Raw genomic sequence first — 12,331 nt, 5'->3', positions numbered from 1 at the left:
GTCACAAAAAGTAAAAAGACGTCTCACTTCTTTCTCTGGTCCAGAAACACCTGCAACTTATAACCTGTCCAGGCAGTCTTACCTGGTTCCACCCACTCTATCTCCACATCATCCTTGTTGAGCCCTATTCTCTCTGCGAGTATCTCCCTTGCCCTAGAGTCGTAGGTAGAATCTACCATGTTTCTCCTCGTCTCAACCCTTATCTTCAGTTTATCCATCTCATTACCGTAGATTATCACGTTAAACATTCCGGTTGTGTCTGGTATCTCGTTCACTGCATCCTCCACGTATATTGGGAGCAATAACTTGCCCTTGACCTTAAACATCCATTCCACTCTTCCGGGAATTGGCTCCACGAACCTAGCGTGAGTTATTCCATACGTGGGATCGGGATCTGTGGTAAACTCATTCTTCACATAATCGCCTAAACTGTACCTGATTAGGGGCATGGTAAAGTGGTTGAGAAGGGTAGCAATGAGCTCTCCCCTCTCGCCCTGTGATGCTGGCTCGTCAGTCTTGGGATCGACGATATCAAATATCTCCATGTCCTCCCAAATCACAAGCTGGCCATCTAGGCCAGGCACTTCAACGGCCATGTGACCGTCAGTCGTACCCCACACGCTGATTGCCAGCTTCGCGTTGGGATGAACTTGGAACAGCTTCTTCTTCGTGTTCTCGGCTGCAGCTCCGCCGTGAAGGAGAAGAACCTTGAACGGGGACTCCCAACCCTCCGCCTTTGCTTCCTCTCCTATGAGTCTATGGAGCCAGGGAGTGGTAGCCAGAACATCTACTTTCCAGAGCCTGAATATGAGGTTATGCCTGGCCTTCCACGAGAAGTAGGTCTCACCTCCTCCTGCAATCGCCGTGGCTCCACATCTCCACATTGCGGTCTCGACCACTGGAGGACCCCAGCTGTAGAAACCTGACATGTTAAGGTAGTTTGCGTAAACAGTCGTGGGTTTAACTCCTGCGAAGGTCCAGAGATACCTAGCTTGCGCCTCCTCGAAGTAATCAAGTTCAAGGGCACCCCAACCTTGGAAAGTGGGTAACCCTGTGGAACCAGAGGTTGCACCCACAAATCTTATCCTCTTGGCTAGCTCAGGAACCATGATGGAACCAAAGGGAGGATTGGCTGACAGGTCCTTCCTGAGTTCGTCCTTCCTTAGAATCGGTATCTTCACGATATCCTTCCAATCGCGTATTTGATCTGGTTCGAAACCCTTAGACTTCCAGAAGTTCCTGTAAAAGGGCACGTTCTCCCATGCCCACTTGACTATCCTCTTGAGCCTGAAGGACTTTACCTTCTCCAACTCCTCCCTCTTCATGGTCATTATCTTCTTGTTCCAGAGCGTCTCGGAGGGATTCAAGGGATATTGGGTGTTAATGTAACCTTCCCTTCTAAGTTCCTCGTGGATCCTTTCATATTCCTGTAGAACTGTCATGGTTGTAAAATGTTTAAATAATTTAAAAACTTTAAGTCTTGCCGTACGTGTAAAATCCCCTTCCAGAGCTCTTGCCAGTTTGGCCTTGGGATACCATCTTAACCAGTAGGGGATTGGGTGAGTAGGCCTCATATCCTCTCGAGTTTATTTCCCTTAATGCGTTGAGGATTTTATCCAGTCCCAACTCGTCAGCTATCTCAAGGAGCCCCTTGGGGAAATTAAAGCCGAGTCTCATCACCGTGTCTATTTCCTCAGCATTGACTATGTTGTTCTCTATTAACCAAGCACCCTCATTTACCGCGAGAGAGATGATCCTCTCCGGGGGAACCTTACTTTCAGCAGGTAGCGATACCTTACTGTATTTACCCGGTGCTGGGTAAGTGTAGAATCCCTTTCCCGTCTTGACCCCAAGCTCCTTCCTGTCCACCTTCTCCTTATAACTTGAGCACTTAACGTCTGAGGCCCCCCTCTCCACTATGACCTTCCACAGGTCCACCACCACGTCTAGACCAACGTAATCTGCGAGCTCGAAGATACCCATGGGTAGCTTTAACTTGTTCCTGGCGGATGAATCAACTTCCTCAATCGTGGCCTCACCGCTCTCAACCTCCCTACATGCCTCTTGCAGTAGCCTCAGAAAGATCCTATTACTCACGAACCCTGGTACCTCAACCCTCAGCCTCACTGGGGTTTTCCCCATCTTCTTAGCTAGTTCCACCGTGGACCTGGTTACATCCTCTGAGGTATACTTGCTGGGAATAATCTCGACTAGCTTCATGAGGGGGGGTGGATTGAAGAAGTGCATCCCTATGACCTTCTCCTTCCTCGAGGTTATCTCGCCAATGTCACTGATGGGGATTGAACTAGTGTTAGTTGCGAGGATGGATTCCTTGGGCACCACCCTGTCCAGTTCCTGAAACACCTTCCTCTTGAGGTCTAGTATTTCCGGAACAGCCTCTATCGCAAAGTCAACGTCCTTAGCTACGTCATAGCTCACTGACATCTCTATCCTGCTCATTACCGTGTCAGGCGTTTCCCTTATTGTGCCTCTTTCGTGCAGTCTCTTGAGCGAGTCTAACATCCTCTCCTTGGCCCTGTTCAGGATGTCCCAGGATATGTCGATTAGCTTTACCTCCATGCCCGCCATGGCAGCCACTTCGGCTATGCCATGACCCATGGTTCCCGAACCAACAACAGCTATTCGCATACGAGTAAGAGCGAAAACCAATTTAAAAGAGTACTACTTTTACACTTTAAACATTTTAAACCCGGATCACTAATCTACACTGTGAGAGCTGCAGTACTTCATGCGTATAAGGAACCGCTGTCCATTGAGGACGTGAGCATTTCCCAACCTAAGGCTGGGGAAGTCAAGATTAAGATCAAGGCAACCGGGCTCTGCCACTCTGACGTCAATGTCTTTGAGGGGAAAACCCCTGTTCCACCTCCTGTGGTTGCTGGACACGAAATTTCAGGGATTGTAGAGGAGGTGGGACCTGGGGTGACCAGGGTGAAACCAGGTGATAGGGTGATCTCGGCGTTTATTCATCCATGTGGTAAATGCGGTAACTGCGTTGCAGGAAAGGAGAACCTCTGTGAAACCTTCTCCCAGGTCAGACTCAAGGGAGTAATGCCAGATGGAACGTCAAGGCTGTCAAAGGACGGAAAGGAGATAAGGACTTTCCTTGGAGGCGGTTTCGCGGAGTACGCCATTGTGGGGGAAAACGCGCTAACCAGGGTTCCAGAGGACATGGACCTAGAGAAGGTAGCAGTCCTAGGTTGTGCCGGGTTAACAGGGTACGGTGCAATATCATCAGCCAGGATTGAGCCTGGAGACACTGTGGCCGTGATAGGCGTAGGAGGAGTGGGTCTCTCCACAATACAACTCCTAAGGGCCTCAGGTGCTGGGAGGATAATCGCCGTGGGAACGAAAAAGTGGAAACTTGACAGGGCCATGGAACTAGGCGCAACTGACGTAGTAAACTCAAAGGAGACAGATGCTGTCAAAGCAATAAAGGAGATCACGGGTGGAGGATCACAGGTGGTGATAGAGGCTGGGGGAAATGAAGAAACGATCCATATGGCACTGGACTCGGTTAGAATTGGAGGAAAGGTGGTTCTAGTGGGGTTACCTCCAGCAACGGCCATGATACCCATCAGGGTAGCGTCAATAGTTAGGGGAGGTATAGAGGTTATGGGGAATTATGGGGGAAGACCTAGGGTTGACATGCCCAAGCTTCTCGAGCTAGTAAGGCAGGGAAGATATGATCCGTCTAGGCTTGTGACGGGTAGATTCAGATTGGAGGAAATAAATGAGGCAGTCAAAATGCTTGAGGAAGGAGAGGCCATAAGAAGTCTCATAATACCGTAATGTAGAGAGTCGTTCTATCTTCTTTAGGGTTTTTCTCACCAGATAGTGAGGTCTGTGGCAATCAGGCCTAGGCTTCTTGCAACATCCCTAAGCGACACCACGCCAACGACTCTGTTCCCCTCCTTCACAACAAGATGCCTAATCCCCTTACCCACCATAAGGATTGCCGCTTCCCCAACATCAGTCCCTGCATCAGCCGTCACCAAGTTAGTGCTCATGACTTCCCTTACCTTGGTGGTCAAGGGAAGATCTGAGGCTATGGCATATACTATATCCCTTTCAGAGATAATCCCTTTAGGTTCTCCTCCCTCAACTACTAGAAGTGAGCCCACTATCTCCTTTTTCATGAGCTTAGCAGCCCTAACTAGATCTGACTCAGGATCTATGGTTACTGGTTCCCTCCCGATTAATTCTTTCAGAATCATTAAGTAATATATCGTCATGAAGGATAATAAAGTTCCCAACCTCATCTGGAGATTTTAACATCCGCAATGATCAGGGAAGAGAATTCGAATATCGAATAAAAAAGGCCGGAATAATCTCGATTAAAAACCAGTTATTTTTTAAGTTATTTAAATGGATTTAAAGTGATGAAAGCTGTCGTAGTGAAAGGACATAAACAGGGTTATGAGGTCAGGGAAATTCAGGACCCAAAACCGGTCGCGGGAGAAGTAATCATCAAGGTTAGGAGAGCAGCTCTGTGTTATAGGGACCTTCTCCAGCTACAGGGGTTCTACCCTAGAATGAAGTACCCTGTAGTTCTGGGTCATGAGGTTGTTGGGGAGATCGTGGAAGTAGGTGAGGGAGTGACCGGTTTCTCTCCGGGAGATAGAGTAATTTCACTACTCTATGCGCCTGACGGAACTTGCCACTACTGCAGACAGGGTGAAGAGGCCTACTGCCACTCCAGGTTAGGATACTCTGAGGAACTGGATGGTTTCTTCTCAGAGATGGCCAAGGTGAAGGTAACCAGTCTCGTGAAGGTTCCGACGAGCGCTTCAGATGAGGGAGCGGTTATGGTCCCCTGCGTCACAGGCATGGTGTACAGAGGATTGAGGAGGGCTAACCTAAGGGAGGGTGAAACTGTGTTGGTTACTGGGGCAAGCGGTGGAGTTGGAATACATGCCCTGCAAGTGGCAAAGGCCATGGGAGCCAGGGTAGTGGGAGTCACGACGTCGGAGGAGAAGGCGTCCGTAGTTGGAAAGTACGCCGACAGGGTCATTGTTGGATCGAAGTTCTCGGAGGAGGCAAAGAAGGATGACATTAACGTGGTAATAGACACCGTGGGAACACCAACCTTCGATGAAAGCCTAAAGTCGCTCTGGATGGGAGGTAGGATAGTCCAAATAGGAAACGTGGACCCAACCCAATCCTATCAACTGAGGCTAGGTTACACCATCCTCAAGGATATAGCCATAATTGGACACGCGTCAGCCACAAGGAGAGATGCAGAGGGAGCACTAAAGCTGACTGCTGAGGGGAAGATAAGACCAGTGGTTGCGGGAACTGTTCACCTGGAGGAGATAGACAAGGGATATGAAATGCTTAAGGATAAGCACAAAGTGGGGAAAGTACTCCTTACCACGTGATCTAGGATAGTACAATCAGTAGCAAAGTATTGTCCACAACTCCAAGTAGACACTGACGATACTTGCCAAGATAGGTAACTCAAGGTATAGATAAGATAAAAGAAGATTCCAATTAACTAAACAAACCTTGAGAGGATAAGGAGTCACTTAATCATGCTGAAGATTTCCAACGATGAAATCGTTTAACAATGTTGATACGGATTGGACAAAGGATTGAAGCAGGAGACTCGAAGCGTTAAAAACAGGAAAAGGCTAGGAGACTGATCAAGGAGAACCAACAACATTACTCATATCTGATCACATTGGAAAGTCATTCCTGGAAACGACTAGTCCTCTAGTAAAAGGTAACTTCACACTATCGTAAATAAGGCTTATAATCCAGTTACTTTGTAGGTTACTGGGGATGGCGTCCCCCAGGGCTTGTTCCCGAACCGCCTGATACATGAAGGCTGATGACGCCTATCTCTTGCCTAGGTGAGATAGGATGACTGGCCTAAACCTAGTAGGATGGATAATACTAGTTCCCATTTTGGGAAGTGTCGTAGTTTTTAAGGAAAAGTACTCTACGGTAGCCTCCGCTACGATCACCTTGATTCTCGTGCTAGCTCTCAAACCATTTTTACCCATAGTCTCCCAATTTTACGTTAGTAACTTAACTTGGTATTTTCTGGTCATGGTGGCTGGTGTCTATCTGCTCTCATCCATTTACTCCCTCTTCTACGTGGAGAAGAGGGGAGCTCAGGAAAGGAATTACTATTATTTCCTCAATCTATTCGCCGCCTCCATGTTGTTCACACTCTCCGTCAACAATATTGGGCTCATGTGGGTTGGATTAGAGGCTACTACGATATCGTCCGTACTTCTAGTAACCTTTGAGGGTACTTCAACTGCGCTAGAAGCGGGATGGAGGTATCTCCTTCTTGTTTCCTCCGGAGTGACTTTCGCATTCATCTCTGTCATCCTTTTCTATTTCGGCCTACACACCTTAACCATAAGCGAGGTACTATATCCTCATATTTCTCCATTATTCTCGTTGGCCTCAGCCATTGCACTATTGGGTTTCGGGACAAAGGCTGGAGTATTCCCAGTAAATACCTGGCTACCAGATGCTCATTCGGAAGCTCCTTCACCTGTGAGCGCACTTTTTTCAGGAGTCCTCCTGCCAGTATCTATCTACATTCTTCACACAATTTTCATCATAGCACCCCTTCCGGGACTGTATAGCTGGCTAGCTACTATCTCCATTCTCATTTCCTCCATAATGATGGCTAGCCAACGATATTACAAGAGGCTATTCGCCTACTCCACGATCGAGAACATGAATTTTGCCCTTCTTGGGGTTGCAGTGAACTCGTTAACAGGTTTAGTTATACTCTTGGTGACTCACGCATTCGCTAAGGCTGGGGCGTTTTATGCGTCTGGATCCCTGCTCAAAAGCCAAGGGACCAAGGAGATCAACGAATATGGACTCTATGGAAGTCCCTTACTAGCTTCTTCGCTCATCCTTTCATCTCTAGCAGTAACGGGTGCACCCCCCTTTGGCAACTTCATTGGAGAGTTCCTGATTCTCTCCTCAGTCCTCAAACATGGACTTGTCCCCCAATTCTGGATTGTAATCATTTCCTTGATAATATCATTCGTCTCCGTTAACTATCATGTGTCTAGGATGATCTTTAAGGGAAAACCATTTCGGGAGAGATACAAGGCACTCTCGATCATTGCCATAATTTCAGCTCTGATTTCCTTAATCGTTGGTGTAGTAGGGGTGGTACTACTATGAGAGTTATAGGAGATATAGGGCCTTACTGCCTGACCTCAGACGGGCTCAGAGAAGGACCGTGCATTAAGGACCAGAGCGAAGAGGAGAGTCTGGGCTATGGTTCATTCAAGTTCGTTTATGGCCCGTCAGCTGGGGGTCTACTGGAGTCAGTGGGATTTGAAATTACAACTTATGGAGAAAGTATAGAGAAAATAAATCATTTACCATATAAGGGTAGACAAATAACTCTCTCCGGGCTGACAATTGGAGATGCCCTCCTTAGAGTTGAGAGAATTAACGGAGCGTTCACCGCATCTCATTCCATCTCTTTTCTTCAGGCAATTGAGAGTGCCTTAGAGATAGAGGTGCCTCACGACGTTGTTATTTCTAGGATGGCTCAGCTCGAGCTTGAAAGGATAAGGAATAATCTACTCGTGATTCAGAGGGTATTGGAATCGGCATCGTTCCTGGTTCCATCATTTCTTCTTCTCCAGCAGATAGAGGAGGTTAACAGGGCCATAGCGAGGTCTTGCGGTCATAGATATTTCTTTGGGGCTAACTACCCAGGAGGAGTTAGATGCGAGCTTAAGCTTCCGTCTCTTAAGATTTCGGACATAGAGAGAACACTGGAGAACAGGATCTTCATTGACAGACTCCAAGGCAATGGAGTGGTTAAGGATAGCTTCTCCATTGGACCTGTCGCCAGGGCCTCTGGGTTCAAGTACGACGCAAGGCTAGACTCGGATTTTCTAGCTTACAAGGACTTTGACCTGAGAATCCCTACTCAGGATCAGGGAGATGCCTTCTCCAGGATCCTAGTTCGTCTGGAGGAGATTAAGGAATCGCTTAGGCTACTCCAGGAGCTCAAGGTAAAACCCTGTAGTTTCACCATGAAGATAAGGGATGGAGAGGGAATAGGAAGAGTTGAGAGCCCATCTGGAGATCTGGCTTACCTCACAAGGGTGAGGAGTGGCCACGTGGAGAGGACGTACCTTTTAGCTCCATCAAAGGTGAACATGAGACTTTTCCTCAAGTCTATGCCTGGAAATATCTTCACTGACTTTCCCTTCAACTGGGAAAGTTTCGGGATCTGGATATCTGAGCTCGAGGTCGATCTGGAATGAATTGGTTTATAAAGGGAATTAGGATGGGTGTTAAGACCGAGGACGATTATCACCACGAAACTAAATGGCCATCCAGGCTCACGAGAGTTAAGGGAGGAGAAATTACCTGTCCCACAGACGCTATAGGTGAGGAATGGAAACAGGAGAGGTGCATTTTCTGCAGGGCATGTGAACCCGTATTCTTGCCAACAGGGGAGACCTTGACACCTAGGGTTGAGAGGACAGATGTTACCTTCAAAAGATCGTTCTATCTATATCCGTTAGATGCTGGAAGCTGTGGCGGATGCAACCTAGAACTAAGGCTGATTTCCTCTCCTCAGTATGATATGACTAGATTTGGTATTTTCTTCACCAATACCCCCAAGCACGCCGACGCACTACTGATTATGGGGAATCTGGGCAAGAGAATGGAAGAGGTCATAAGAAGAGCTTACGATGTAATGCCCTCCCCTAAGCTAGTTATTCTCTTGGGTACGTGCGCCATATCAGGTGGAGTGACCGGAATTCCACCAGATATAAGAGGAGACGTCATTGTTCCAGGCTGTCCCCCAACCCCAGCCTCAATACTTGACGCGTTGATAAAGACCAAAGGAGGTGAAAGGGAGTGATTCTAGAACTCGACCTAATTTACGTACTGTCTGCACTCTCCTTAGCTACAGCCTTCTTCAGCAACAGAATATCTTCAGTGTTTCTAGTGTTAGCTTCTGGGATACTTGCCTTTTACGGTATACAGGAACTGCCCATGGGTATATTCTACCTAGTCGCGGGATTGGTATGGGTTCTGGTCGCTGTCCACTCCTTGGTTCACTATAGCGATAAGTGGCTCACTATGACCCTAAGTGGCACTGTACTAGGGATCATTGTGGTTCTTACCAGCACGAAATACATCGAGTTTCTCGCGGGATGGGAAACCATGACGCTTTTCTCGTTCGTTGGAATAGCGATCTACAGAAAGGACTGGAAACCTGCATTAACTTTCCTTGCGTTCGGGGAGCTGAGCACTGCATTACTGCTAGCCGGTTTCGCCCTTGCCTACTCTCAGACAGGTAGTCTAGCATTCGAGAGGTTAAGCACTCAGCTCCCCCTCATTATAACGTCAATGGGTTTCATCGTCAAGATGGGAATATTCCCATTCCTTGTCGTGGAGTGGTTGCCCATAGCCCACGGAAACGCCAGGTCGGATCTATCAGCAGTTCTAAGCGCAACGGTAACCATGACAGGGATTTACGGAATATTGAAGATGGAGTCCTTGAGTCCCGTTTCGACGTATCTGGGAATATTCCTTCTCGCCGTGGGAGCCTTCTCCAACCTGTTTGGTGCCCTATACTCCTATGTCTCCGATCATGTTAAGGGATTGCTAGCGTTTAGCACCATCGAAAATAATGGTGCCATGCTAGCTCTGTTGGGAAGCCTAGAGCTTGTGAGCGGAGACTTGAAGGAGTTCGTCACGTTTAGTCTTTTTACTTACGTAATAGCTCACTCCCTCGCTAAGACAGGACTTTTCCTTTCAACTGGATATGTTGAGGGAGAATCTCTCACAACTGCAAGCTCCTTTAGACATGGTCTCTCAGTCCTAGGAACAGTCTTGATGGCCATGTCATTGTCGGGACTTTTACCTACCATAGGGGGAATCGCGACTTGGTCATTGCTCGAATCGATGTTCATGGAAGCTATAACACTACCGCACTTCATCAACATTGTCCCAATAGTGGCAGGTGTCATGATAGGCATGGGAGAGGGATTTGCCACTGGATCCCTTGCGAAGTTCGTATCATACACTCAACTGACAAAACCGATCAAGGACAAACAGGGACTCATCCTCGCAGTTTCTGGGAGTCTCCTCTTAGTTACTGTGGGTCTGGCGTATCTTCTTTCTCCCTTCAAAACAGAGGTGTCCCAGCTTGGAGTTGGACTAAATTCCCTCATCTCCTCGCAATACCAAAGAAGTTTTGGAGGGATTGATCCGCTTTATATCTTAGTTTCATGGCCAATTATCGCATTAATAGTGTACCTGTCCCTAGGTAAGAGAAAAATAAGAGTTGTAGACCCTTGGGATAACGGATCTGCTCAGGGATTTAGATACACCTCCTTTGGCATGGCAAATAACGTGAGACTGATGTTAAGGGCTCTACTTAGAACCAAGACTGGATCCCTGGAGACTAGCGCTGACATCTTCTGGCAAGCCATGTTAGTTTTAATCAGATGGTATCTCAAGTTCTCTAGAACCTTCTCCAGGAGCTTCATGAATGGCTCCCTAAGATGGTACATGATTTACATGATAATTGCCATTGTCGTCATAATGGTGATCACGTTATGATTGGCACGTTAGTGGAAACACTTATCCAGGTCTCTGCAGTACTTGCCCTCTCTCCTCTCTATCCCGGTATCCTTGAGAGAATGAAAGCTAGGATGGAAGGAAGAAGAGGTCCCAGCATATTTCAGCCCTACTACGATCTACTAAAACTTAGCAAGAAGGAGATGACCATACCGAGAAACGCAGGGTGGCTCTTCGTCAATGGGCCATACCTAGTTTTCTCAATTTATGTCCTTATCTCCTTTGTAATTCCTGTTGTTTACCCAGAACCTATCTATCTTACCCCAGTGGTGGACTTTTTAGGAGGAGCTCTCCTTTTCTCGCTTTCAGGTTTCTTGAAAGTCTATGAGTCCATGGAAAGCTCTAGTAACCTAGTGACTCTTGGGGTATCGAGAAACATTTCCTTTGCCTATCTTGGAGAGGCCACCCTGCTAACAGTGTTCATAGCAGTTGCGTTGGTAACTGGAACTAATAACCCCTACATCACGATGGAGGCTATTCAATCGCCGACAGAATATCTCTTCCTGCCTCATATAACAGCCAGTGTAGCCTTTTTCATGTTATGGTTGTACGAGACTGGGAAACTTCCGTTGGAGAGCTCAGGGATGTCGGAAATGGGAATGATCGATGGCTCTCTAGTATACGAATACAGTGGAAAGGGTCTGATGCTATTGAGATGGGGAAGCTACGTGAAGTCTTACCTTCTTGGATCTGTGCTGTTAAACGTCTTCCTCATACCCTGGGGAATGCAGACGGGTGTACTTGGGGCCATGGCGGATGTGGGAGTAATGTTCCTGAAGTGGCTAGTTCTCCTTGTGATAACCGTGGTAATAGAGACAAGCCTCGCGAAGTTCAGGCTATTTAAGATACAGGACTTCCTGATTGTGGCCTTAGTGCTCTCGGTGTTTTCGGTTATCCTGACGGTGACCTTGAATGATTGAACTTATCCAGGAAACAATACTGTTGCTCTCCTTCCTGTTACCTGTCACTGCCTTGTATATACAGGGTCAAGCCTATTTCAATCCTGCAATAAAAGTGGTTGGGGTTCAGTCCCTTATCATTGGGGTTATTTCTCTTATTTACTATTTCCTTACAGGAAATGTTGAATTTATAGTATTAGCTGGGATAATATTTTTTACAAGAGTGTTCCTTACGCCATATATTCTACTAAGGACGGTCAAGTACAGAGAATGGGATAGGGAAAGAGTAAAGGTTTTATCTATTTTCGTTTTGAACTTAACCTTCTTCTTCTCAGCGACCCTCCTTGTAGCTTATGCAGTATTCACAAGAGCCATACCAACGGAATATGAGCAGGTTATAATGCCCATGACGCTCTTTTTCCAGGGTTTATTTCTCATAGCCTCACGTAAGTCTACCGTAGCTCACATACTAGGGTACATAGAACTTGAAAATTCGCTTGTAATGCTGGGCATATTCCTCATACCTCCACCGATTCTGATAGATGCTACAGTATTTCTAGATGTCTTGGCCCTAGTCGTCATATCGTCCATCATCATCGTCGAGAAGAGAGACCACGAGCCTCTTGAAGAGTTAACAGGATGAAAACACCAAGGTCTAACAAGAAATGGAGTTGTTTAACAGTATGGCTCATTCACGCCCAGCATTAGTTAGAGAAGCAAATGGTGACACGTTTGTCATCTTCACATGAAACCTTCGGAACTCGTCTTGAGTGAGTCTGAAGGAAAAGAGGTCTTAAGAAGTTTTAAACAAC

11 protein-coding genes and 1 riboswitch are annotated in these 12,331 nt (G+C 47.0%); of the genes, 8 read left to right on the top strand and 3 right to left on the bottom strand.

What is annotated here, in order from left to right; genetic code table 11:
- Nucleotides 1-23: 23 nt before the first annotated feature.
- Both ACI49J_RS04315 and ACI49J_RS04310 read right to left on the bottom strand, forming a co-directional pair.
- Nucleotides 24-1,442, bottom strand: coding sequence for a phenylacetate--CoA ligase family protein (locus ACI49J_RS04315; protein ID WP_240252885.1), 1,419 nt, complete (start codon nt 1,440-1,442; stop codon nt 24-26).
- 31 nt (nt 1,443-1,473) lie between these two features.
- Complete coding sequence (locus ACI49J_RS04310) at nt 1,474-2,649, bottom strand: 3-hydroxyacyl-CoA dehydrogenase (protein ID WP_240252883.1); 1,176 nt, start codon at nt 2,647-2,649, stop codon at nt 1,474-1,476.
- Nucleotides 2,650-2,730: 81 nt separating this feature from the next.
- Here ACI49J_RS04310 and ACI49J_RS04305 point away from each other — a divergent pair, with 81 nt between their 5' ends.
- On the top strand, nt 2,731-3,813 hold the full coding sequence (locus tag ACI49J_RS04305; RefSeq protein ID WP_240252881.1) for a succinate-semialdehyde dehydrogenase: 1,083 nt from the start codon (nt 2,731-2,733) through the stop codon (nt 3,811-3,813).
- Between the two features lie 35 nt (nt 3,814-3,848).
- On the opposite strand, the gene ACI49J_RS04300 is transcribed toward ACI49J_RS04305, so the two are convergent.
- Nucleotides 3,849-4,238 carry a CBS domain-containing protein gene (locus ACI49J_RS04300; protein ID WP_240252879.1) on the bottom strand — a complete coding sequence of 130 codons (390 nt, stop codon included), beginning with the start codon at nt 4,236-4,238 and terminating at the stop codon, nt 3,849-3,851.
- Between the two features lie 165 nt (nt 4,239-4,403).
- Between ACI49J_RS04300 and ACI49J_RS04295 the strand changes: the two genes are divergently transcribed.
- The 7 genes from ACI49J_RS04295 (at nt 4,404) to ACI49J_RS04265 (ending at nt 12,162) form a co-directional block, all read left to right on the top strand.
- The gene (locus ACI49J_RS04295) at nt 4,404-5,402 is read left to right on the top strand and encodes an acryloyl-coenzyme A reductase (RefSeq protein WP_240252877.1); all 999 of its coding nucleotides are present in this window, start codon (nt 4,404-4,406) and stop codon (nt 5,400-5,402) included.
- 390 nt (nt 5,403-5,792) lie between these two features.
- Nucleotides 5,793-5,871, top strand: a riboswitch (Fluoride riboswitch).
- Nucleotides 5,872-5,886: 15 nt separating this feature from the next.
- Nucleotides 5,887-7,182, top strand: a complete 1,296-nt coding sequence (locus ACI49J_RS04290) for a hydrogenase 4 subunit F (protein WP_240252874.1) — start codon at nt 5,887-5,889, stop codon at nt 7,180-7,182.
- Entirely contained in the window at nt 7,179-8,285 is a 1,107-nt protein-coding gene (locus tag ACI49J_RS04285; RefSeq protein WP_240252872.1) for a hypothetical protein, read from the top strand. The genes ACI49J_RS04290 and ACI49J_RS04285 overlap by 4 nt, the downstream gene beginning before the upstream one ends.
- A complete protein-coding gene (locus tag ACI49J_RS04280; RefSeq protein ID WP_240252870.1) occupies nt 8,282-8,893 on the top strand; it encodes an NADH-quinone oxidoreductase subunit B family protein in 612 nt (203 codons plus the stop codon). The genes ACI49J_RS04285 and ACI49J_RS04280 overlap by 4 nt, the downstream gene beginning before the upstream one ends.
- Nucleotides 8,890-10,602 carry a proton-conducting transporter membrane subunit gene (locus ACI49J_RS04275; protein ID WP_240252869.1) on the top strand — a complete coding sequence of 571 codons (1,713 nt, stop codon included), beginning with the start codon at nt 8,890-8,892 and terminating at the stop codon, nt 10,600-10,602. The genes ACI49J_RS04280 and ACI49J_RS04275 overlap by 4 nt, the downstream gene beginning before the upstream one ends.
- Nucleotides 10,599-11,540 carry a respiratory chain complex I subunit 1 family protein gene (locus ACI49J_RS04270; protein WP_240252867.1) on the top strand — a complete coding sequence of 314 codons (942 nt, stop codon included), beginning with the start codon at nt 10,599-10,601 and terminating at the stop codon, nt 11,538-11,540. Before ACI49J_RS04275 ends, ACI49J_RS04270 begins: the two co-directional genes overlap by 4 nt.
- On the top strand, nt 11,533-12,162 hold the full coding sequence (locus tag ACI49J_RS04265) for a hydrogenase (protein ID WP_240252865.1): 630 nt from the start codon (nt 11,533-11,535) through the stop codon (nt 12,160-12,162). Before ACI49J_RS04270 ends, ACI49J_RS04265 begins: the two co-directional genes overlap by 8 nt.
- The last annotated feature ends 169 nt before the right edge of the window (nt 12,163-12,331 follow it).

Origin of the sequence: Metallosphaera sp. D4-4 (genome assembly GCF_046245145.1) — an archaeon.
Taxonomy (GTDB): domain Archaea; phylum Thermoproteota; class Thermoprotei_A; order Sulfolobales; family Sulfolobaceae; genus Metallosphaera; species Metallosphaera sedula.
Note: the sequence above shows the minus strand (reverse complement) of the source record. Positions and strands in the feature narration are given on the sequence as shown.